We start from the raw sequence: 23,369 nt of genomic DNA, 5'->3' as shown, positions 1-23,369 counted from the left end.
AATCCTAGTTAGTAATCGGCGTAGTTACAGGAGCGGAAGTTTTGCGTAACACGAAAAGCACGTTGGAGGTGTTCGCCGAATGCTCCTGCATTTCATAACCAAAACCATACCGCGCCGCAAAGTCGCGGATGTCCCGGGACGAAAAGAAATGGAAATCATCGGTTTTCCGGTTGAATGCGAACAGGCCTGTCGACAATGCTTCTGTTTTTTGCGTATTCTGATGTTTGGCGGTCAGGTCGGTAATGCCGTCGCGGATAAAAAGCAATCCATTGTGCGCCAATGCCGCCGCGCACCGATCGAGTAAAATACGCTGTTTTTCGCTGGATAAATAATGCAGCACATCATTTAAGAATATGACATCCTGCGTACCGAGCTCGGCCGCCATGATGTCCTGGTACAGAAACCGCAGGTTACCGGTCTTGTTGTAGCTGTTTTCCGCGATCTCGATTTTATCCTCATCATAATCGACGCCCGTGATCACCCGATCTTCATTCTTGTAATGCAGGAAAAAAGACAGGTAACCGTACCCGCAACCAACGTCGAGAATTTGCTTCCGGTCGCCGATCAGCTCATTGTAATAGGTAAAGTTCTTGCTTTCCAGCCGCCATTTAATTTTGAAATACCATTCCAGAACCGGCCCTTTGAAGACATAATTGGTGAAAACCCGGTGTTTGAGATAGCCGGTGTCCTCCATTTCGTATTTATATGCGGCAAACTCCTGCTTGAAGAATGCGGAGATGGCCTTCGTTTTATCTCGCAGCGTCGTGCCCCAGCGCTCATCCGCGTACGTAATACGCGGGAGCACGCGCACATTGAGCGCGCCCGGGCGTATGAGAAAATCGTTTTTGGGCAGCACATCATGTGCGCCGTGAAGCAATAGCGGCTGAATGTCGAGGCCAAGCTGCTCGGCGAGGTAGAAAGCGCCTTTGTGAAAACGGGCAATATTACCATCCTCGGAGCGCGTACCCTCAGGGAAAATAAGGATGGAGTAGCCGTCCGCCATCAATTGCCTTACTTTTTCAATGTTCTCTTCGGGGCCATCCTCGCTGTAAACATACCCCGCATACCGGATAATAGGCCCGAAAAACGGCGATTTATATACCCAGCCTTTCACCATCAATACGATTTTCGGATGCAGCATAATGGCGAGGAGGATGTCGAGGAAGGAGGTATGGTTGGCGATAAAGATCACCGGTTTGTCCATATCCAGGTTTTCCCGGCCCGAGATATTCTTTTTCACATGCGGACCGGAATAGATCACCGTTTTGGCATAAAAAGAAAGCGAATTGTTGATCGCCGCCTTCTTTTTCTTCTTCGACATTGGTAACAAAAGAATGGTCACGAGTTTGGAATGCAAAAACAGGCAGCCCGACAGGAAGTAGGTAAAGCTCGAAATGCTGATCAAAAACGGCAGCATCGTGACGGGCGCTTTCTTCTTGGCAATGCGTTTTTGTACGAAAAAATCGAACAGTACCGGCTGGAATACGAAGGATATAAACAGAATGCAGACAATACCCAGCACGCTGATGAGCGAAATCGAATGGATAGCCGGGTGTTTGGCGAAAATCAGCACACCCGTACCTATTAATGTCGTCGTCGCGGATAATGCGATGGCTGCCTGGTAGGAGCGTAGCGTGTCCTTGCCGGATTTGTATTTGCTCAAAAGACCGTCGGTGACGAAAATGCTGAAATCGTCGCCCAGGCCGAAGATGAATGTGGTCACGATCACATTCACGAAGTTGAACTTGATACCTAATATCGCCGCAATGCCCAAAATCCAGATCCAGCTGATCACCATCGGCAGGAACGAGAGCAATGTCAGTTCGATACGGCCGTAAACGACTAGTAATGTGAAGAATACAATGGAAGCTGAAATCAGCAGCAGGTAATTGAAATCGTCCTTCACCATCGTCAGTAACTCTCCTGCCAGCTCGCCGCGGTCGAAAAGCTCCACGCCTTTGATGGCCCGCAGTTCTTTTTTGACATCGGTAAGTTTGGCCTGATCGACTACGACGGTAGAGATGAAGGTAGTCCCGCCCGACTTGATATCGATCAGGTTATCGATGCCGAGTTCATTGAAAAGCGTATCCAGCGAGACATTGGAACTGCCCCGCCCGGCTATCCAGCCTTTGAAATCATTGAATGCATAGGCATTGAAACCGTTTTGGGCAGCCGCCCGGTTAAATACGCGAAACGTGGAATCGGTGCGGCCGGGCGTCCAGAAGTCATGCCAGCGGCGCATCCGCGCGCGTTTGAGGTCCTGCGGGATCAGCAGCGAGCCGGACGATACGAAACTGACAACGCGGCCTTCATTGCGCAATGCGGCCAATTTCCAGTATGCATCGTGGTTTACCTGCTCGGCTGCGGCACGCCTCGGGTTGGAGGCAAAAACGTAAATGCGCTTCTGTTTTCGAGGGTTAATGCCCGTGAGCGCTTCCTCGCGGCCGCTCAGTTCGGTGTCCTGGATGCTGAGGTTTTCAAAACTCGCGTCGAATTCGGTGCCGCCGGAAAAATAGAGGAATATGGCCGTGAGTACCGCGATACCGGCCAGCGTGGCCCCTCGCCATTTGTCGGGAATGGTCGGAATGCGGAAAGAACTGTGTTCACCGGGTATTTTTTGAATGTCGAAGCGGGCGGATGACAGGATTACCGGCAATGCGGTGAGCGTGAAAAGCGCCGCGCCGAAAAGGGCAAGCGACGAAAATAGCCCGAAATCCTGCAAGACCGTCGAATTGGCGAAATGCAATGCGCTGAATGCCATTACAGTGGTGAAGCTGCCGGTCAGCAGCGGACCGCTTACTTCCTTAATCGCGACGGGAATGGAATGGGTATGCCTGAGGTGTGTGAAAAAGTGGAAAGCGTAATCGAGCAGAATGCCGAAAATCACCGCACCCGTAGCGAGGGAAATGCCCGAGATTTCCGGACGGATGTAGCCGATAATGCCCAATGCGAACAGCGCCCCGAAAATTCCGGGCATTGTAATATAGACAGGTATCAGCAGTTTGCGGTAATAGGCGATCAGCAACGCCAGAATGCCTGCCAATGCCAGAAACGACGTGAAATACGAATCCTGTTTCACCTGTATCGCATTGCGTGCCGCGATTTCGAATGTGCCGAAATAGGAAAACCGGTTATAACGATGCTGGCGGTTCCATTTGGTTTTGAATGCCTCCATAACCTCGAAAAGCGCCACATTCTTGTCGGAACTGCCGGAATCGAAGCTGGTCGACGCGAAAATGAGGATACTCTTACGGTCGGCGGTGAACATGATGCCGTCGTCCATCACCATGGCGCTGGAATTGTTGGCGGCATTGAGTTCTTTGAAATACCGGCCGGTAATGCCCAGCGGATCATTTAGTACGAATTGTTTCAAAAAAGAGCCGCCGGGAGTGAGGAGCTGGTTATAGGTGGACGCTACCGATGCGCGGATCGAGTCGGGGGCAATGCGGGATTGAATGTGGGAATAATAGGATGGCTCGATCAGCAGCGGAAAGTGGCTGTATACATATTGATATACATCTTCCTGTACATTCGGTCGCTCGGCTTGTATGTTGCGCACGTAGCCGTTGGTATAGCGGCCCAGCGAATCGGTGAAGTTCCCGGCGAGTTCGCGTGCCGTTTCCGTGTCGGTTTCGGCCGGTACTTCGAGTGAAAACACGATCTGGTTGATGATGTTTTTACTTTCCACCAAACGGTTGAACTCTTCGAAGCTTTTACCCTTCGGTAGCGTCGCGAAAATACTTTCGGTTACTTTTAGCCGCGCAATACCGGCCACGAGGATACTGACAATGACGAGCAGGCTAAGGAAAAACGCGGCTTTGTGACTGGAAAGGAATTTGTTCAGCCTTAATAGTAAATCTCCTAGCATTGACAGGGGAAATGGGAATGTCCGACAAAATTAATGAATTGTATCACTCAGGCAACTTCCGTGCCTGCTGCCGCTTGCCGGGTCGTGTTTGCCAAAGCCGCAAAAAAAGATTTATTTTACACCATATTCAATTATGCCATCATTAAATGAATCGTATTTCATTAGCTCAGATCGAGCAATATGCTTTTGAAAAGAAGGAATTTATCTTAGCCGAAGACACCCTCCATCAAGTATCCCAATCATTCGCTTTTTTAACGAATTTCTCCAAGGACAAAATCATATACGGTATCAATACCGGTTTTGGCCCGATGGCGCAATACCGTATCGAGACCGACCAGCTCAACAATCTGCAATACAACCTGATCCGCAGCCATTCGAGCGGGGTAGGGAAGCCGCTGAACGAAATATATGCGCGTGCGGTGATGCTCGCGCGCCTGAATTCATTTTTACAGGCCAACTCCGGTGTGAGTACGGCCGTGATCAAGCAATTGGTGGCGTTTTTAAATAACGGTGTCGTACCCGAAATCTTCGAACACGGCAGCGTAGGGGCCAGTGGCGACCTTGTGCAGCTTTCACATCTGGGGTTAAACCTGATAGGCGAGGGGTATGTGTACGAGCATGGCCTGCGTCGGAAAACAGCAGAAGTTTTAGCCGAAAAGGCCATTAAGCCCCTCAAAATGGAACTCCGCGACGGCCTCGGGCTGATCAATGGTACTTCGTGTATGACGGGTATGGCGGCTATCAATATTATTTATGCCAAAAGGCTCGTGCAATGGGCTATTACCGCGTCGTCGATGATCAACGAGGCTATCGAATCGTTCGACGACTCGTTCTCGAAGCAACTGAATGCGGTAAAACACCACAAAGGTCAGCAGATGGTAGCGCAGCATATGCGCGACTTCGTAGCCGGAAGCGGGCTTATCCGCAGTCGCGAAGAGCTGTTCCGCGACGATACGGCGATGCAGAAAACCGAATTTGAAAGAAAAATACAAGAATACTACTCGATCCGCTGCGTGCCGCAAATCCTCGGTCCGGTGCTGGATACGATCCAATATGCACAGGAAGTGGTTGAGAATGAGTTGAATTCGACCAACGATAACCCGATCGTACGGCCGGAAGACGATAACGTTTTCCACGGCGGCAACTTCCACGGCGATTATATTTCACTGGAAATGGATAAGGTGAAACTGGTACTGACCAAGCTCACCATGCTGATGGAACGCCAGCTCAACTTCCTGATGAACAGTAAATTGAACGGAAAATTCCCGCCATTCCTCAATGCGGGAACGTGGGGCCTGAACTTCGGTTTTCAGGGTGTGCAGTTTACAGCCACGTCCACAACGGCCGAAAGCCAGGCGCTGTCGACATCGGTTTATGTTCACAGTATTCCAAACAATAACGACAACCAGGATATCGTAAGCATGGGTACCAACTCGGCGGTGATCGCGAAGCAGGTGCTCGAAAACGCGTTCCAGGTGATGTCGATCCACATCATGGCGATCTGCCAGGCGATCGATTTGCTGCATCCCGAAGAGAAAGAGAAACTTTCGCCGAATGCGAAATCGGTTTACGCGCAGATCCGCGAGCGAGCTCAATTCGTGACAGACGACGTGCCGCAGTTTGAAAGCATTGCCGCCGTTTTTGAATATATCAAAGAAACCCCATTCCACTTATGAATTGCGCATTGGTAACCGGTGCATCCAGGGGACTCGGCAGGGCCATCGCGGTCCAGATCGCCAAAGACCATGGTTTACATATATTGGTCAATTACGCCTCCAACCAGACCGCGGCGGAAGAAACGCTGGCGGAAATCCAGGCCAATGGCGGCAGCGGCGAGCTACTGCATTTCAATGTGCAAAACAAGGCGGAAGTGGACGCAGCATTGAACGGCTGGCGCGAAAAGAACGAAGACAAGTTCATCAGTGTTCTCGTGAATAATGCGGGCATTACCCGCGACGGCCTGTTTATGTGGATGCCGGAGCAGGATTGGGACGATGTGTTAAATATTTCCGTAAAAGGACTTTATAATGTAACTCAGAATGCCATCCAGCAAATGCTGCGGAAACGCGCTGGCCGGATCGTGAATATCGCATCGGTGTCGGGGATGAAAGGTGTGGCGGGGCAAACCAACTACTCGGCGGCAAAAGGCGCGATTATCGCCACTACCAAGTCGCTGGCGCAGGAGGTAGCCAAGCGGAAAATCACCGTGAACGCCGTGGCGCCGGGTTTCATCACGAGCGACATGACCAAAGACCTCAACGAGGACGAATTGAAACAAATGATCCCGATGAACCGTTTTGGCAAGGCGGAGGAAGTGGCCCACCTGGTGAGCTTCCTGGCTTCCGACAAAGCCGCGTACATTACGGGCGAGGTTATTAATATCAACGGAGGAATTTACTCATAATCCATGAGCCACAGGGTTGTCATTACCGGTATCGGCATTTATTCCTGTCTGGGCAAAAACCTGGACGAGGTCAAGCAATCGTTGTATGCCGGTAAAAGCGGCATCGTGTTCGATCAGGTAAGGAAGGATTTCGGTTTCCGCTCGGCCCTCACGGGTATGGTGCAGGAGCCCGATCTGAAAAACTACCTCTCGCGCCGTCAGCGCGTGGGTATGCACCAACCCGCCGTGTACGCGTACATGGCCACGCACGAGGCACTGGCATTGTCGGGCCTGGATGTGGACTTCCTCGAACAGACCGAGACCGGCATTATCTATGGAAACGACAGCACCGCGGCGTCCGTTGTGGAGGCGGTGGATAAGGTCCGTGAAAAGCATGATACGACGCTGATCGGCTCGGGGGCCATTTTCCAGAACATGAATAGCACCGTGAATATGAACCTTTCGACGATATTCAAGTTGAAAGGCATCAACTTCACTCTGAGCGCCGCTTGCGCGTCGGGATCGCATTCGATCGGAATGGGTTATCTGATGATCAGCCAGGGCTTGCAGGAGCGTGTGATATGCGGGGGCGCACAGGAAATCAATGCCTCTGCGATGGCGAGTTTCGACGGCCTCGGTACCTTTTCAGTCCGCGAATCGGAGCCGGAAAAGGCTTCCCGCCCGTTCGACCGAGACCGCGACGGACTGATCCCGAGCGGCGGTGCGGCTACGGTTATCCTTGAATCTTACGAAGCAGCCGTAAAAAGAGGCGCACCGATTTTGGCCGAACTGATCGGTTACGGCTTCTCGTCCAACGGCGACCATATCTCCAACCCCAGCATCGACGGCCAGACGCGTTCCCTGCAAATGGCGTTGAAACAAGCCGGTATTTCCACCAGCGAAGTCGACTATATCAATGCGCACGCCACATCCACGCCCGTGGGTGACGGCAGCGAGGCTCGCGCGATTTACGAGGTGTTCGGTGGCGAGGTGCCCGTGAGCTCCACGAAATCGATGACCGGCCACGAATGCTGGATGGCGGGTGCGAGCGAGATCGTTTACTCGCTGCTGATGATGCAGAACTCCTTCATTGCGCCTAATATCAACTTCGAAAATCCGGACGAGGATTCGGCCAGGATCAATATCATTCCCGAGACCAGGGAGCAGCATATCAACTGCTTCCTTTCCAATTCGTTCGGTTTCGGCGGCACCAATTCCACGCTGATCGTTAAAAAGATGAGTTAGCCAGAGTTCCGCCACAAGTTAAGCCGAGTCTCTGACTCGGTTTCAGCCGCTGCCGGTCTCCGACCGGGTTTTCCGCGCCGTCACACTACTACTACAACTTCGTGAACGGCCATGCGCTCCCAATCGGAATTTTGTATTTTTGTTTACCTCCAATATTCCATCCGTCAACTGCAATGATTTCCAGTGGATTTTATTGTGCGGGGCAGGTCTTTTATTTGAAAATTTGGGAATATTCTTAAACTATCGGCAAGAATAAACTAATTTTGCAGCTATGTATGCTAACGATGTTAAAATGAGTTGGGAAGAAGTTATTGAAGAAACCAGAGACTTTTTATCTGAGGAATTCGAGGTGGACCGGGATTTGATTCTTCCTGAAAACAGTCTGAAAGACACTTTGGATCTGGACAGTCTCGACTACGTCGATCTGGTTGTGCTCATAGATGAAAACCTCAATATCAAGCTCACCGGCGAAGATTTCAGGGGAATTGAGACCTTCGGTGATTTCTATCAGCTTGTCCGCAAGAAACTCGCATTGTAAGAATGAGCCGTTGGGACGGTAAGACCAAAGGATCGTTAACGGGTTACAAAATTTTCCTGTTTTTTATCAATACCCTGGGGCTGGGGTTTGCCTACGGGCTCCTGCGGGTGGTTACTTACTACTATTATCTTTTTGCGGCAAAGCCGAAGAAGGCTTTGCTGGATTTTTACCAGAACACCCTTCACATCAGCGGTTCCGATGCCCGGAAAATGGCGCGCAGGAACTTCTATATTTTCGGGCAAACGCTCGTGGACCGGGCCGCGTTCCTGCTGGGGAAAGATCGGCAATTCTCCCATGTTTTTGAAAACGAACAATACCTGATCGATATCCGGGATGCGGGTAAGGGCGGGATTTTGCTCAGCGCGCACGTGGGCAACTGGGAAACCGCCGGTAACCTGCTCAAAGGCCGCATTACCCCGACGATCAACATCGTCATGCTGGACGCGGAGGTCGAGAATATCAAAAAGTACATGGATCTGTCGACCGGCGGCTCGCGCTTTAAAGTGATTGCCATCAAGGACGACCTTTCGCATATTATATCCATTCGCAATGCATTGGTCAACAACGAGTTTGTGGCCATTCACGCGGATCGTTACCTCGAAGGGGCCAGGTACATCGAAATGGATTTCCTCGGCCGCAAAGCCAGGTTCCCATATGGCCCGTTTGTGATCGCTTCGAAGTTCAATGCACCGGTAACCTTCGTTTTTGCGGCCAAGGATGGCAAATACAGCTATCATTTGAGCTGCACAAAGCCGATTGAGAGCAAAATGAAGCCGGAGGAAATCGCGCAGCTGTACGTGGAAGAGCTGGAACGGAAAGTGAAGGCATTCCCGGAGCAATGGTTTAATTATTTCAATTTCTTTCAACCATGATCGTCGCGAAAGACGCTATCACCGATTACATCCCGCACCGCCCGCCATTTGTAATGGTGGACAACCTCGTGGCCGCCACACGCGAGCGGTTTGACTCGGATTTTACGGTTACCAGTGATAATGTACTGGTAGAGGATGGGTTTTTTCAGGAAACTGGACTGATTGAACACATTGCACAGACCTGCGCGGCGGCGTTCGGTTACCTGGATAGTCTGGAAGGCGGTGAGCCCAAAATCGGTTTTATCGGGGCCGTCAGCAAAGTGCTTGTGACTGAGTTGCCTCCGGTTGGTGGTACGATCCGCACGGTGGTTACGCCCCTGCACCAGTTGGGAAATATTTACCTTGTAAAGGGCGAAAGTTTCCTGGATGGGCGTATATTGCTGGGATGTGAACTAAAAATCGTCGTAAGCGAGTAACCCCTAATAACTGATTCATGATTTCTTGCGAGATAGATATTGATATCCGATTCAGCGAAACCGATGCCATGGGTGTAGTGTGGCACGGCAACTACCTGAAATTTTTTGAGGACGGTAGGGAGGCATTTGGAAAACAATTCGGATTGGAATACCTCGACATCCACGCCAAAGGCTTCGTAACACCCATCGTGAAATCGGAGATCGATCACAAAGCGCCTGTTTATTACGGGCAGGTCATTAAAGTCATCACCCGGTATATTCCTACGAAATCGGCGAAAATACAGTTTGAATACGACGTGATGAACGTCACTACCGGGCAGCTTTGCGCCACAGGCAAAACCATGCAGGTCTTCCTCGACCGCGATTCGCGTGAGCTGGAACTAATCTCGCCGGATTTTTACAAGGAATGGAAAGCGCAGTACGACCTATGATTTACATTGGCGCCGAGGTCATCGTAAGCCCGCTGGGCGACAATGCGGAGGATAACTGGCAGGCGCTCAGCGAAAACCGCAGCGGTATTGCGCTCGCTCCGGCAGTCGGGTTTAATAATGAAGACATTTATTTGTCCAGAATAGCGGGTTTGAATGGCCCATTGCGTTTTCAGCAGTTGGTAATCAAAGCATTGGCAAGCCTTAATGAGCGCATCGACGCTTCCATTTTAGCTTCCGACCGCACAATCGTATTGATCAGTTCTACCAAAGGCGCGCTGGACGACAACCTGCACGATCAGTTCAGCGAAACCTGCACTGCGGTAATGCAGCAGTTCGGCCTGGCGCATTTACCGATGGTGATTTCCAATGCCTGTATTTCGGGCGTACTGGCCCTGAATGTGGCGGGAAATATGGTCGAAGCCGGTCAATATGAGCATGTTATCGTGATCGGCTGCGATGTCGCTTCGGATTTTGTGCTATATGGTTTTCAATCCCTTTTTGCCGTAAGCGACAAGCCTTGCGCACCGTTCGACGCGGCACGGAACGGCATTACATTGGGAGAAGGTTGCGGGGCTGCATTGGTTTCAGCTACAAAATCGGTTTTCAAAAATGCGCCGTTGCAGCTGCTCACAGGCACGAGCGCCAACGATGCGAACCACATTTCCGGGCCGTCACGCACGGGCGAGGGGTTGGTAAGAAGCGTGAGCCGTACGATGCAAAAACACGGAATAGGGGCGGAAGAGATCGATTTTATATCTGCGCATGGCACGGGCACAGTTTTCAATGATGAAATGGAAGCCATCGCATTCAACCGGCTTTCGCTGGCCGAAAAGCCGCTGAACAGCCTGAAAGGATATTTCGGGCATACGCTCGGAGCCGCGGGGGTGATCGAGACGGCCGTTTGCATGCAGATGATGCGGAACGGTATGCTGATCAAAAGCATAGGCTACCGCGATGCGGGTACTTCCCAGCCTCTCAATATCATTCTCGAGAACAAACCGGAGAAACTTCGGACGATCCTTAAAACGGCCTCGGGTTTCGGCGGCGGCAATGCTTCATTGATGATCAGGGAATTATGAAAGTGATTACGGCATATTGCAACCTGCGGGCCGATGAATGCCTCGTGAACGGCGAAGTAGTCGCGCGGCGCGATGCGGGTTCGGAGGATTCCTGGTTCAAGCAGATTTACAGGCAGCAGGAATTGGCATACCCCAAATTTTACAAAATGGATGTGCTGTCCCAGGCCGGTTACCTGGCTTCGGAGTTCATCAAACGGGCCAATCCGGGCATTTTTGAAGGATATGCCGACGATGAGATTGCATTAGTGTTTGCTAATGCGTCGTCGAGCGCGGAAACCGACCGCCGTTTTATGCAGTCTTACCAAACGGGCGGATCGCCGAGCCCTTCGCTTTTCGTATATACATTGCCCAACATCGTACTGGGCGAAATTGCCATTCTGAACAAATGGTACGGTGAAAATATGTTTGCTGTTTTGCCTAAATTCACACCCGGCTTTTACCTGGATTACAGTGAAATACTACTAGCCTCGGGCAGCCGCGCGCTGCTTGGCGGATGGCTCGAAGTGACTGCCGGCAGCACGTATGTATTCCTTTTTTTGGTGGAACAGAGGGAGAGTGGAACGGAATTTAACAATGAAAACCTCCTTCACCTGTCGCAAACCGGTTCGGTCGCGGCATATTAACGGACGCTCAATTAATCAGAAGTATGGATAGTTTAAAAGAAGACCTTAAAAAACAGATTATCGAACAGCTCAACCTGGAAGACCTGACGGTGGCGGACATCGCGGACGACGCGCTGCTTTTCAACGACCAGGGCCTCGGCCTCGATTCCATCGACGCACTCGAACTGATCGTGCTGCTCGAAAAATACCACGGTATCCAGCTCACCAACCCCGAAGAGGGCAAAGAGGCTTTCAAGTCCGTCGACACGATGGCAGCGTACATCCGTAAAAGAAAAGCAGCTTAACCAACACACCGAATGGGCGTTTGCATTACCGGTATCGGCGTCGTGTCGGCCATTGGCATGTCGGTGAACGAAAACCTGAACGCTTTGCGAGAGGGCAGAACGGGCATCGGGCCGCTGCATTACCTGCAAGGCACGAAGGCGTCGCTGGCCGGCGAAGTGAAAGCGTCCAACGATGAGCTGCGCGCTGCATTGGGCGTCGGCACCGAATATGTTTCGCGGACTTCCCTGCTCGGTTTGCAGGCGGCGCGTGAGGCATGGGGCGATAACAAACGCTCAGGCGTGATCCGTACCGGCCTTATTTCAGCCACATCGGTTGGCGGTATGGACCGCAGCGAGGTTTTTTATAAAGATTATTTAGCCCAAAATAACCCCGATTACCAACTGCTGACCACGCACGACAGCGGCAGCACCACCGAACGCATTGCAAAGGAATTGGGTATTACGGGCTACATTAATACCCTTTCAACCGCTTGCTCCTCAGGTGTGAACGCCATTATGTTAGGCGCGCGCCTGATCCTGCAAGGCACGCTCGACCGCGTGCTCGTGGGCGGTTCCGACGCATTGAGTGGCTTCACGATCGACGGTTTCCGGTCGCTGATGATTTACGACGACCAATGGTGCCGTCCATTCGACGATTCACGCGCAGGGCTGAACCTGGGCGAGGGAGCAGGATTTCTGCTACTGGAAGGGGAGAAAAGCCTTGAATTGACGGGTAACAGCCCCATTTGCAACGTGAGCGGCTGGGCCAATGCGGCAGACGCTTACCATCAGACCGCTTCGTCGCCCGACGGCAAAGGCGCTACATTGGCGATCGAAAATGCCATCCGCCGCGCCGGAATCGGGCTGGATCAGATCTCGTATGTGAATGCGCATGGCACGGGCACGAAGAACAACGACCATTCCGAATCGGTAGCATTGCAAAATGTATTTGGCGACCGCGTGCCGCCATTCAGTTCCACCAAAGCATTTACCGGACATACCCTTGCGGCGGCAGGCGCCATTGAGGCGGTGTTTTCGGTGCTGGCCATTCAGCATAACCTTATTTTCCCGAACCTGAATTACCGCGCGCCGATTGCAGAAACAGGCCTCGTGCCTGCGACGCAGCTGGAAACAGGTGTGGAAGTGCATGCGGTACTTTCCAACTCGTTTGGTTTCGGGGGGAATAATTCATCATTGGTTTTGACGAAATATGAGTAAACCGGCATTGTACCTCTCGGCGGCGTCCACGATTTCGCACCAGCCTACCTTTGGCAATCCGGGCTTTTCCGCTGCGCTGGGGCCGGTTGAAGCGTCGTCTGCATTGATCAGCCCTGATTATAAGGCTTACATTGACGCCGGTTTGCTGCGTCGGATGAGCAAGATATTGCGGATGTCGGTCGCTTGCGCCAAAGATTGCGTTGGGCAAGCCGGTATCGGACAGCCGGATGCGATCGTGGTAGGGACGGGGCTGGGCTGTTTGCAGGACACTGAAAAATTCCTGAATACCTCGCTCACCGTGGAGGGATTGCTTCCACCTACCTCATTCATCCAGTCGACGCACAATACCATGGCCGGACAGATTTCGCTGAGCCTCGGCAATCACGGCTACAACATGACGCACACGCAAAATACGCTCTCGTTCGAACATGCACTGCTCGACGCGTCGATGCTCCTGCGCGAGGGTGACCGCCACGTGCTCGTGGGCGCGGCCGATGAGCATATTGATATTCTGGACGATATTGCGGGCCGGCTGGCTTTTAAGTCAGACGCCCCGCTTACTTCCGGTGCTTCGTTTTTTATGCTCTCTGCTGAAAATCAGGGCAATGCAAAGGCTTCATTGGCCGATGTCTACACCAGCGGCGGAGCCGGATATGGGCAGGAAGAAATCGATGCATTTCTGGATCGGAACGGCTTGCAGCCAGGTGATATTGACCTGTTGTTATACGCGGGGACGCCCGCCGCGGGCGTACCCGTGCAAGACGCAAAGCGAAGTCTCGATTATCTGTCGCTGATCGGAGTTTATCCGACGGCTTCCGCATTTGCACTGCATTATGCCATGGATTTGCTTGGTGCAAACAGTGAAGTTAGGAATGTATTGATTTGTAATACACTAAGAAAAAGCAATCTGGGATTAACCCTTCTGAAAGCCGTTGAAGCATAACCTCCTCATATTCTTCTGCATTACGGCGGCGGCGCTCAGTTCCATTATCTTTTGGGAAACCGATTATTTATGGTTGGTGCTGGCCGGTATTGCATTACTGTTTATCGGCGTTACCGCCTATGGTTCGGCGCAGATCCAGGTTAATTATTTTGTAAAATCCATTAACAAAGGCGGCCGGGTAAAAGCCATCGCCCTCACATTCGACGACGGCCCCGACCCGGATTCGACACCCCGCATTCTCGATACATTGCTCGAAAACGACCTGAAAGCGACGTTTTTCGTGATCGGGAAAAAAGCTGTGAACCACCCGGAGCTGTTGCGCCGCATTGTAGACGAAGGCCATACCATTGCCAACCATTCGTACAGCCATCATTACCTGATAGCCCTGTTTTCGACGCAAAAGCTTCGGACGGACATTCAGCGCTGCAACGAGGCGATCCGCGACATTACTGGTCGCGTTCCGGTGTTTTTCAGGCCGCCATTTGGTGTGACTAACCCACGCTATGTCACCGTTTTGAAGGATTTGCAAATGCAGTCCATCGGCTGGTCGCTCCGGAGTATGGATACGCGTGCGAAGAACAAGTACCAGCTCATTCAGAAGATCATTTCAAAATTAAAGCCCAAAGACATCGTTCTGCTTCATGACCACCTGTCGCTGACAGCCGATACGCTGCCGGACATTATCGGGCATTGCCGTCAAATGGGCATTAAAATAGAACCGCTTCCCCGGCTGATCGGGAAGGAACCTTATGAAAATCATTAGAATATTAATCTTAATGGCCGTTTGGACGGCTCATTTCGCGAACGCTCAGTCATTCAAGCCGGCTGCTAACCCGGAAAAGGTGCTGGCCGAGCTACGAAAGACTTCGCAGGCTACGACCTCCATTCAGGCTTCGTTTACGGAAGAAAAATACCTGGCCGTGCTCAAAGAGCCCGAAAAATCGTCGGGATTGTTTTACTACCAGCAAAAGGACAAAATGCGCTGGGAGCAGCGGACACCTTCGAAATACATTATCCTGATCAACGGCGAGAAGCTGCGGGTGCAGGAAGGCAACAAAGAAAAGAATGTGGGACAGGCAGGGCGCATGGCGGCGCAGATTAAGGAGTTGATGATCGGGCTCGTGAACGGGGATTTCCAGCAGAATAAGGGCTTTTCATCGGGAGTGCTCGAAGATGGAGACCAATACCAGATCGTGCTCACACCCGTGAACCGCCGTTTGAAAAATGTCTATGCCAAAATCACGATGAACTTCTCCAAAAGTTCGCTGCGGTTGAAAGAGCTCTCGTTTTTTGAAAAGGGTGGGGACAAAAGCATTATGAAGTTCCAGCAGGAAAAATTCAACCAGCCTATCGCCGAAAACCTTTTTAAAGACCTTTGATGACCATGCCTTTGAGCAGTTTATATACGATCACGGCCCTGGATCATACACCGAACCAGATCACTTGCACACTGCAAATCGACGCGGCCCACGCAGTATTTGAAGGACATTTCCCTGGCTCTCCCGTACTTCCGGGCGTTGTGCAACTGGAAATGGTGAAAGCGGTTTTGTCCAGCGCATTGGGAAAAGCATTCGCATTGAAGGAAATGAGCACCTGCAAGTTCCTGGAAGTGCTGAACCCGACGGAGACGCCCGAACTGACGATCCACATTCAATACAAAGGGGATGAACTGCTGGACGTAAACGCGTCGGGTAAGCATAGTGAAAAGACCTGTTTCAAAGCCAGGGCCAGTTTCCATCCGATCATTTAATCCCAACATTCAAAAGCCACAATGACCCTTTCGGATATTCAATGCTGCGTGATCATTCCCACTTACAACAACCGCAATACTTTGCGGCGGGTGATTGACGGCGTTTTACGATATGCATCCGGGCAGGAGGTGATTGTGGTGAACGACGGTTCAACCGACGATACGACGACCATTCTGGCGGCTTATGGCGCCAAAATCCGTGTGCTGGACAATGTCGTGAATAAAGGGAAGGGTTTTTCGCTGCGAAAAGCATTTGCGGAGGCCATTCGGCTGGGTTTTGAGAACGCTGTTACCATTGATTCCGACGGTCAGCATTTGCCGTCCGACATTCCGCTTTTCATTGAAGCGGCCATTCAAAACCCGGGTGCATTGCTCATGGGCTCGCGGAATATGCAGCAGGAAGGCGTGCCCGGTAAGAGTTCTTTCGGGAACAAATTTTCCAATTTCTGGTTCAAATTCGAGACCGGGCTTACATTGCCCGATACCCAAACGGGCTTCCGCCTGTACCCGCTCGGGCCGCTGAAAAGAATGACGCTTTTCACGACTAAATTCGAGACGGAGATCGAAGTGATCGTCAAAATGGCCTGGAAAGACGTGCCGATCGTGCCGATCAATATCCAGGTGATTTACGACAAAGACGAGCGGGTGACGCATTTCCGTCCGTTCCGCGATTTTACGCGCATCAGCATCCTCAATACCTGGCTGGTGACGCTCACGCTGGTTTACTACCTTCCGAAACGGCTGTTCCGTTACATTCAAAAAAAAGGCCTCTGGAAAATTATCCGCGAAGAGGCCGTGAAGCCGGGCGAAAGCAATCTGAGCAAGGCCAAATCGATTGGTTTCGGCTTTTTTATGGGTATCGTGCCCATCTGGGGCTTTCAGCTGATGGTGGGGATTCCGCTATCGATCGTTTTCCGGATGAACAAAGTGTTGTTCCTTACCGCCGCGCACATCAGCATCCCGCCGGCCATTCCATTCATCCTTTATGCCAGCTACCAGTTCGGCGGGCTGTTTTACCGCAATGGCGTGCAGATAACCTCCCTGGAAAATCTGACGCCGGAATCGATCCATGTCAACTTTGTACAATATTTTTTGGGTGGCACGCTCCTTGCTGCAGCAGTAGGCGCGGCTGGTTTTGTGGTCAGTTTTCTGGCTCTCTCCCTGCTTCGCCCGAAGCGATAAAACGGGCATTTTTTAGTCCGTTTTTCATTGATTATACCAAATAATTCATTTTATTATTCTATTAAATCATCGCCGGATAACTGCCGGATGGTAATCCTGTTATTCCTTGAGAGCCAGTTTGTTACCAAAATGTCGATTCTGAAATGACTCAAAATCTCTCCGAAATCTTATAAAATCTATACGAATTGATCAAAAATAAGGGTTTTGCGATTTTGTTATGAGGTGCCTTTCTCTATATTTACGAGAATTATAAAAAACCATTTAACCAAATCGTTGATCATAGCATGAGTAACATTACCTATTTAGTGCCGGCGTTAGGCCTTGTTGGCTTGCTGGTTATGTTCTTCAAAAGAGGCTGGGTTGTCCGGCAGGATGGTGGAAGTCCTGAAATGAAAACCATAGCGGACGCAATTGCAGATGGTGCCCTGGCCTTCCTGAAAGCCGAATGGCGTGTACTCATTGTTTTTGGTTTGATTGTGAGTGTGATACTGGGCTATTCCGGTACACTGGTTGAAAATTCGAGTCCGTTGATCGGCGTATCGTTTCTGGTAGGGGCATTTATATCAGCTTTTGCCGGGTATGTCGGGATGAATATCGCTACCAAATCGAACGTGCGCACTACGCAGGCGGCGCGTACGAGCCTTACCAAAGCCCTGGAAGTGTCGTTCACCGGCGGTTCCGTGATGGGTATCGGCGTAGCCAGCCTTGCCGTGCTTGGGTTGGGTGGTTTGTTTATTATTTTGTATTCAACATTCGTGGGCGATAGCACCGATGTCAACGGCCTTCCGATGGAACGTGTGTTGGAAGTCCTTGCGGGTTTCTCGCTCGGAGCCGAGTCGATCGCCCTTTTTGCGCGCGTAGGCGGCGGTATTTACACCAAAGCAGCCGACGTGGGTGCCGACCTCGTGGGTAAAGTGGAAGCCGGTATTCCCGAAGACGATCCGCGTAACCCCGCTACCATTGCCGATAACGTCGGCGATAACGTGGGCGACGTAGCCGGTATGGGTGCCGACCTTTTCGGATCTTACGTTGCGACAATCCTTGCTACAATGGTACTGGGCCGTGAAATCGTGGCGCAGGGTACCGATAATTTCGGCGGCATCGCGCCGATCCTTTTGCCGATGGTGATTGCCGGTGTAGGGCTTATTTCTTCGATCATCAGCATGGTCCTCGTACGCGTGAGCGACGATAACGGTAACGTGCAGGCTGCATTGAACCGCGGTAACTGGGGTTCGATCATATTGGTTCTGATCGTTAGCTACCCGCTTACACTATGGATGCTACCGGAAGGTAATCTAAACATCCGCGGCGTCGATTTCACGGCAATGGATGCTTACTGGGCGATCCTGCTTGGTTCGGTCGTAGGGGCGATTATGTCGATGGTAACCGAATACTACACCGCAATGGGTAAGCGTCCGGTTCAATCGATTGTAAACCAGTCGTCTACGGGTCATGCTACCAACATTATCGGCGGGCTTTCCGTAGGGATGGAGTCTACGGTGATCCCGACGTTGGTACTGGCGGCCGGTATTTTCCTGAGCTATGAAGTCGCCGGTCTGTACGGTGTGGCTATCGCTGCGGCAGGTATGATGGCTACCACAGCCATGCAGCTGGCCATCGACGCATTCGGCCCGATTGCCGATAATGCCGGTGGTATCGCCGAAATGGCGCATTTGCCCGAGGAAGTCCGTGGCCGTACCGACATCCTGGATGCAGTAGGTAACACCACCGCGGCAACCGGTAAAGGTTTCGCGATCGCTTCTGCTGCATTGACTTCCCTAGCGCTATTTGCAGCATTCTGCGGTGTGGCAGGCATCAACTCGATCGATATTTACAAAGCCAATGTGCTGGCGGGCCTCTTCGTAGGGGCCATGATACCATTTATCTTCTCGTCACTTGCCATCGCGGCGGTAGGACGTGCGGCCATGAAAATGGTAGAAGAAGTACGCCGCCAGTTCCGCGAGCTGCCAGGCATTATGGAAGGCACTACCAAGCCGGAATATGACAAATGCGTGGCGATTTCGACACAAGCTTCCATTAAAGAGATGATAGCCCCGGGCCTTATCGCGTTGCTCGTACCGGTGATCGTCGGTTTCCTTTTTGGACCCGAAGTATTGGGCGGCACGCTGGCAGGTGTAACTGTTTCTGGTGTATTAATGGGTATTTTCCAAAACAACGCCGGCGGCGCCTGGGACAATGCTAAAAAGTCGTTCGAGAAAGGCGTGGTGATAAACGGCGAGACTTTCTACAAAAAGTCGGAGCCGCACAAAGCGGCGGTAACCGGTGACACGGTAGGCGACCCGTTCAAAGACACCTCCGGGCCTTCGATGAACATCCTGATCAAACTCATGTCGATCGTATCGCTCGTCATCGCCCCGCACATCGGTACCGGCTCGCACGGTGCCGCGAGCGTGAAGGTCAACGATCAGGTGCAGGCCGTAACCGTCGCTGCGCAAGCGGACGACAAAGCGGAATCCGAAACACCGGTGGTACGGTTGGAAAGAAAAGGGGAGTAGTTTCTCTTCATAAGATATAACAAAGCCCGGCGGTGAGCCGGGCTTTGTTGGTTTATAGCTTTAAATGCCGTCAGGCATGTAACATTGGTAGCGAAATGCGGCAACAAGTGTTAATCAAATGCCCTCAACTCTTTGCTACTCTCGTGCTTTAATGCCGTTGGGACATCCGATTTGGTTTTGAGTATTAAGATTTTTATTTTAGATTAAAACTGACCATCATGGAAACGCTGATTATCGAAATAAAAAATCCCAAAGCCAGACGCCTTATTGACGACCTGGCAGATATGGGTTTGATATCTGTCAAAGAAGAGAAACGTCCGTGGAGCGAACGATGGGAAGAGCTGACAAAGACACTTCCTGATATCGATTCTATTACGGAAGAGGAAATTTTCGAAGAAATAAGGGCGGTCCGCACAAATCCTGATTCGCATTGACCAGAGTTGTAATTGATACAAATCTGTATGTCAGCGCGCTAATTAACGAAAATTCCAGGCGCCGTCTAGACCTGATCCGAAAGACGACTTCCTGCTCGCCTTGTGCCAGGATAGCGGTTCGGACTACCTGATTACCGGCAATAAACGCGATCTTTTGGACTTAAAGCGCTTCGGCAAAACCGAAATCCTTAGCCTCACCGAATTTATTGATTTGCATAAGCTCTAATGCACTTTGCTTTTCGGGTGATTTTACGGCCATATTGGATATATACAAAAACAGCCGAATTGTAACACCGGCAGAGCAGCGCGTTTTATTGCAGATTGATGAAATTATTGCACTTATTGAAACGCAGGAACTTAATGTGCTTCCTGGCCCGTTAACTTTGCATAGAGTGAATGTAAGTCCATGAGCCGTAAGCAATACTTCTTTATTATCCTGATCCTCGGATCGCTGGCGACCGTCAGTCCTTTCTCCATCGACATGTACCTGCCGGGCTTCCCGCGAATTGCTGCGGACCTGGGTACCACTATCGACAAAGTACAACTTTCGTTAACGAGCTATCTCATTGGTATTTGTATCGGGCAAGTACTTTACGGGCCGCTACTCGACCGCTTCGGCCGCAAGAAGCCGCTGTACGCCGGGCTGATCCTTTACGTGATCGCCTCGTTCGGCTGCGCATTGACGTCGTCGGTAGACGCGCTGATCGCCATGCGCTTTTTCCAGGCTATGGGAGGCTGTGTCGGCCTTGTAGCCTCGCAGGCGCTTGTGAGCGATCTTTTTCCGGCCGATAAACGTGCCGAAGTATTTTCGCTGATCACGCTGGTCATCGCCGTTTCGCCTATGATCGCCCCAACGGTGGGAGGTTATGTGACGGCCTCGATTGCCTGGTACTGGATTTTCGTGATCCTGGCCGGTATCGTGAGCCTCATTATTATGGCTATCTACTTCTTCCTGCCGACCGGCCGGAGTGCCGATAACACCGTTTCGCTTCGTCCCGAGGCGGTATTGGGCGGATACATCACCGTGATTTCGCAGCCCCAGTTTTTGATTTACACACTCGCGGGTGGTTTGGCTACGGCTGCGCCATTTGCCTATATTTCAGGCTCTTCGGATGTGTTCATGAACATCTATAAAGTCTCCGAGCAGCAATACGGCTGGATTTTCGCATTCCTGGCCGTTGCCATGATCGGCTCTACCCAGTTGAACCACTTTTTACTCAAAAAATACACCAGCGAGCAAATCATCCGCGTCACACTCGTTTACCAGAGCGTTGTAGGGCTGTTCCTGATCGTCGGTGTGTATAACAACTGGTTCGGGCTCTACTCGCTGATCGGGACGATGTTCGTTTTCCTCACCGGGCAGGGACTTACCGGTCCGAATGCCTCGGCGCTCTCGCTCGCACCTTTCCGCAAGCACACGGGTAGTGCGTCGGCGCTCATGGGTAGCTGGCGTATGGGCGCGGGAGCTGTTATTTCGGCCATCGTGAGTTTTCTGCACAACAATACCGCCATGCCGATGGTGGGCATGATGGCCTTCTGTGCCTTTGGTGGCCTGGTCATTCTCCACGCGGGCAATACCGTGGTACGCCACCGCGCCGCACGCCAGGACGTCGAGGACGAGGTTTCCGTACTTCTTTAAGGTAATGCCTTGATGGCGTTGAAAAGCATATCCATAAATGCGTCGCGGTCGATGTCGTAAGCTACCGTTGCATTGGGTTGCCTTTGGAGGGTATTGTAGAAATCCACCACCGTTGCGCCATAGGTAAGCTCTCCTTTCGTTTCTACGTCTACATAGCAGGATTTTGTCGTAAAAATGCCCGGGTTTATCAGCCAGGCAATGGCGCACGGATCATGCAAGGCCGCACCGCCATGCAACTCTACTCGGTTTTCACGGTAAAAAATGGAGAAGAAATCCATCATGTCGGCGGCTGCTTTGGCGGTCTGGTTGCCCAGCGACCGCAACAATTCGATATCTTTCTGAAAGACGAGCGCTTTGTGCGTCACATCGAGCCCGCACATGGTAATGGGTACTCCGGCTCTGAATACGATCGCGGCAGCTTCCGGATCTGCGTAGATATTAAATTCGGCGAGGGGAGTCATATTACCCCGGAATATACCGCCGCCCATCAGCGAAATGCGCTCGATTTTACTTTTGAGATGCGGGTAAGCGAGCAGGAACGTCGCGATGTTGGTCAGCGGGCCGGTCGGCACGATGGTAATGGGCGTTTCCGCTGCTGAAAGTATCGCGGCGATCCCTTCCACAGCGCTGATCGGCTGGGCCTGCATTACCGGCACGGGCAGCGATGGTCCGTCCAGGCCGGTCTCACCGTGAACGTAATCCGAAATTTCCAATTCCCTGAACAGCGGCTTGTCGGCTCCGTGGTACACCGGAATGTCCGTTGCGCCGATGAGCGTGAGCACTTTCAGCGCATTCTGCAAGGTTTTCGCCTGGGTCTGGTTACCTGCCGAAATGGTAACGGCTTTTATATCGAAACGTCCGCTCCCGTGCGCGAGCATGAGCATCAGCGCATCGTCAATGCCGGGGTCGCAATCTATGATGACGGGTATTTTGGTCATGATTTAAAAAAGGATTCCAGTTCGTGATGATAAGGGGCCGAGCTTTGCGCGCCCATGCGTGTGACCGAGATTGCGGCCGCACGGCAGGCGTAGCGACTGGCCTGTTCCAGGGATGCCCCGTCGGCCAGGGCTTTTAATAATGCGCCATTGAAAACGTCTCCCGCAGCCGTGGAATCCACCGCTTCCACAACCGGCGCCGCGATAATGCCGGTAAAACTTTCGCTGGCGAGGTAAATGCCTTTGCTACCAAGGGTGATGATGACGTTCCGCACACCGTGTTCAATAAAATACTGTGCCGCTTTTTGAAGCGTCTCTTCACTTTCGACCGCAATGCCGGTAATAAGCTCAGTTTCCGTTTCATTGGGTGTGATGAGATAGAGGCCGTCTAGAAACCCGGGGCCGAGCTGCATGGCGGGGGCGGGGTTAAGGATCGCGCATACCTGCATTTCGGCACATTTAGCTAATGCCCAGCGGACGGTTTCTGCCGGAATTTCCAGTTGAAGAAGTGCCCATTCCACATTTTCAAATGCATGGGCGGGAATATGAGCCGGTTGTAAATCCATATTGGCGCCGGAGGCCACCACGATCTCGTTCTGTCCTTGCGCATTGACTGTAATGAGCGCAACACCCGAAGCCAGTTCGGCCGACTCGGTGATGAAACGCGTGTCGATGCCTTCCTTTTCGAAGCCTCCGAGTGCTTGTTTGCCGAAAATATCGTTGCCCGTTCTGGCCACAAAACGCACATCGGCGCCGAGCCTGGCGGCCGCCACAGCCTGGTTGGCGCCCTTTCCGCCAGGGTTCATCAGAAATGTGCCGCCCAACACCGTTTCGCCCGGTTTGGGGAAATGCTCTGTCTTGACAACCATGTCGGTATTGGAACTACCGATCACCAGCACTTTCTGTTTCATTTCCGTTTCGCGATTGATTGATTGACGCCGTGCCTCCCCGGCTGCGCGCAAATTAACGTGCCCCGGTTTGTATTCATAATGTGGAATAAAATAAAACTAAGCGAATAGTTTCATCTGCTGTCT

At 51.8% G+C, this 23,369-nt stretch carries 22 protein-coding genes; 19 read left to right on the top strand and 3 right to left on the bottom strand.

Annotation, left to right across the window (positions count from 1 at the left end):
- Positions 1-4: 4 nt before the first annotated feature.
- Complete coding sequence (locus tag BMW93_RS25470; protein WP_090383025.1) at positions 5-3,868, bottom strand: trifunctional MMPL family transporter/lysophospholipid acyltransferase/class I SAM-dependent methyltransferase; 3,864 nt, start codon at positions 3,866-3,868, stop codon at positions 5-7.
- 146 nt (positions 3,869-4,014) lie between these two features.
- Here BMW93_RS25470 and hutH point away from each other — a divergent pair, with 146 nt between their 5' ends.
- From hutH to BMW93_RS25375, 19 genes are all read left to right on the top strand, one after another.
- A complete protein-coding gene (gene hutH, locus BMW93_RS25465; protein WP_090383022.1) occupies positions 4,015-5,544 on the top strand; it encodes a histidine ammonia-lyase in 1,530 nt (509 codons plus the stop codon).
- Entirely contained in the window at positions 5,541-6,272 is a 732-nt protein-coding gene (gene fabG, locus BMW93_RS25460; RefSeq protein ID WP_090383020.1) for a 3-oxoacyl-ACP reductase FabG, read from the top strand. The genes hutH and fabG overlap by 4 nt, the downstream gene beginning before the upstream one ends.
- 3 nt (positions 6,273-6,275) lie before the next feature.
- Positions 6,276-7,496, top strand: a complete 1,221-nt coding sequence (locus BMW93_RS25455) for a beta-ketoacyl synthase (protein WP_090383018.1) — start codon at positions 6,276-6,278, stop codon at positions 7,494-7,496.
- Between the two features lie 292 nt (positions 7,497-7,788).
- Complete coding sequence (locus tag BMW93_RS25450) at positions 7,789-8,034, top strand: phosphopantetheine-binding protein (RefSeq protein WP_229240799.1); 246 nt, start codon at positions 7,789-7,791, stop codon at positions 8,032-8,034.
- A gap of 2 nt (positions 8,035-8,036) precedes the next feature.
- On the top strand, positions 8,037-8,906 hold the full coding sequence (locus BMW93_RS25445; RefSeq protein ID WP_090383013.1) for a lysophospholipid acyltransferase family protein: 870 nt from the start codon (positions 8,037-8,039) through the stop codon (positions 8,904-8,906).
- On the top strand, positions 8,903-9,322 hold the full coding sequence (locus BMW93_RS25440; RefSeq protein WP_090383011.1) for a hypothetical protein: 420 nt from the start codon (positions 8,903-8,905) through the stop codon (positions 9,320-9,322). Before BMW93_RS25445 ends, BMW93_RS25440 begins: the two co-directional genes overlap by 4 nt.
- 17 nt (positions 9,323-9,339) lie before the next feature.
- Positions 9,340-9,753 carry a thioesterase family protein gene (locus tag BMW93_RS25435; RefSeq protein WP_090383010.1) on the top strand — a complete coding sequence of 138 codons (414 nt, stop codon included), beginning with the start codon at positions 9,340-9,342 and terminating at the stop codon, positions 9,751-9,753.
- Positions 9,750-10,832 carry a beta-ketoacyl synthase N-terminal-like domain-containing protein gene (locus BMW93_RS25430; protein ID WP_090383008.1) on the top strand — a complete coding sequence of 361 codons (1,083 nt, stop codon included), beginning with the start codon at positions 9,750-9,752 and terminating at the stop codon, positions 10,830-10,832. Before BMW93_RS25435 ends, BMW93_RS25430 begins: the two co-directional genes overlap by 4 nt.
- A complete protein-coding gene (locus BMW93_RS25425; protein ID WP_090383006.1) occupies positions 10,829-11,455 on the top strand; it encodes a hypothetical protein in 627 nt (208 codons plus the stop codon). The genes BMW93_RS25430 and BMW93_RS25425 overlap by 4 nt, the downstream gene beginning before the upstream one ends.
- Before the next feature lie 23 nt (positions 11,456-11,478).
- Positions 11,479-11,739 carry a phosphopantetheine-binding protein gene (locus BMW93_RS25420; RefSeq protein ID WP_090383004.1) on the top strand — a complete coding sequence of 87 codons (261 nt, stop codon included), beginning with the start codon at positions 11,479-11,481 and terminating at the stop codon, positions 11,737-11,739.
- A 12-nt stretch (positions 11,740-11,751) separates the two neighbouring features.
- Positions 11,752-12,936, top strand: a complete 1,185-nt coding sequence (locus tag BMW93_RS25415; RefSeq protein WP_090383001.1) for a beta-ketoacyl synthase — start codon at positions 11,752-11,754, stop codon at positions 12,934-12,936.
- Positions 12,929-13,879, top strand: coding sequence for a beta-ketoacyl synthase chain length factor (locus BMW93_RS25410; RefSeq protein WP_090382999.1), 951 nt, complete (start codon positions 12,929-12,931; stop codon positions 13,877-13,879). The genes BMW93_RS25415 and BMW93_RS25410 overlap by 8 nt, the downstream gene beginning before the upstream one ends.
- Entirely contained in the window at positions 13,869-14,642 is a 774-nt protein-coding gene (locus tag BMW93_RS25405) for a polysaccharide deacetylase family protein (RefSeq protein ID WP_090382996.1), read from the top strand. The genes BMW93_RS25410 and BMW93_RS25405 overlap by 11 nt, the downstream gene beginning before the upstream one ends.
- Positions 14,629-15,258: an outer membrane lipoprotein carrier protein LolA gene (locus BMW93_RS25400; protein WP_090382994.1), complete on the top strand. Its 630-nt coding sequence runs from the start codon at positions 14,629-14,631 to the stop codon at positions 15,256-15,258. Before BMW93_RS25405 ends, BMW93_RS25400 begins: the two co-directional genes overlap by 14 nt.
- Before the next feature lie 5 nt (positions 15,259-15,263).
- Positions 15,264-15,629, top strand: a complete 366-nt coding sequence (locus BMW93_RS25395) for a 3-hydroxyacyl-ACP dehydratase (protein ID WP_090383301.1) — start codon at positions 15,264-15,266, stop codon at positions 15,627-15,629.
- Positions 15,630-15,650: 21 nt separating this feature from the next.
- Positions 15,651-16,811: a DUF2062 domain-containing protein gene (locus BMW93_RS25390; protein WP_090382990.1), complete on the top strand. Its 1,161-nt coding sequence runs from the start codon at positions 15,651-15,653 to the stop codon at positions 16,809-16,811.
- A gap of 284 nt (positions 16,812-17,095) precedes the next feature.
- The gene (locus BMW93_RS25385) at positions 17,096-19,327 is read left to right on the top strand and encodes a sodium-translocating pyrophosphatase (RefSeq protein ID WP_090382989.1); all 2,232 of its coding nucleotides are present in this window, start codon (positions 17,096-17,098) and stop codon (positions 19,325-19,327) included.
- 218 nt (positions 19,328-19,545) lie between these two features.
- Positions 19,546-19,761 (top strand): hypothetical protein, encoded by a 216-nt coding sequence (locus tag BMW93_RS25380; protein ID WP_090382987.1) that lies wholly within the window; start codon positions 19,546-19,548, stop codon positions 19,759-19,761.
- A 406-nt stretch (positions 19,762-20,167) separates the two neighbouring features.
- Positions 20,168-21,400: a multidrug effflux MFS transporter gene (locus BMW93_RS25375; protein ID WP_090382984.1), complete on the top strand. Its 1,233-nt coding sequence runs from the start codon at positions 20,168-20,170 to the stop codon at positions 21,398-21,400.
- On the opposite strand, the gene BMW93_RS25370 is transcribed toward BMW93_RS25375, so the two are convergent.
- The gene (locus BMW93_RS25370; protein ID WP_090382981.1) at positions 21,397-22,338 is read right to left on the bottom strand and encodes a nucleoside hydrolase; all 942 of its coding nucleotides are present in this window, start codon (positions 22,336-22,338) and stop codon (positions 21,397-21,399) included. The genes BMW93_RS25375 and BMW93_RS25370 overlap by 4 nt on opposite strands.
- The gene (rbsK, locus tag BMW93_RS25365; protein ID WP_090382979.1) at positions 22,335-23,246 is read right to left on the bottom strand and encodes a ribokinase; all 912 of its coding nucleotides are present in this window, start codon (positions 23,244-23,246) and stop codon (positions 22,335-22,337) included. The genes BMW93_RS25370 and rbsK overlap by 4 nt, the downstream gene beginning before the upstream one ends.
- Positions 23,247-23,369 lie beyond the last annotated feature (123 nt).

The organism is Dyadobacter sp. SG02, assembly GCF_900109045.1.
Lineage (GTDB): Bacteria > Bacteroidota > Bacteroidia > Cytophagales > Spirosomataceae > Dyadobacter.
Note: the sequence above shows the minus strand (reverse complement) of the source record. Positions and strands in the feature narration are given on the sequence as shown.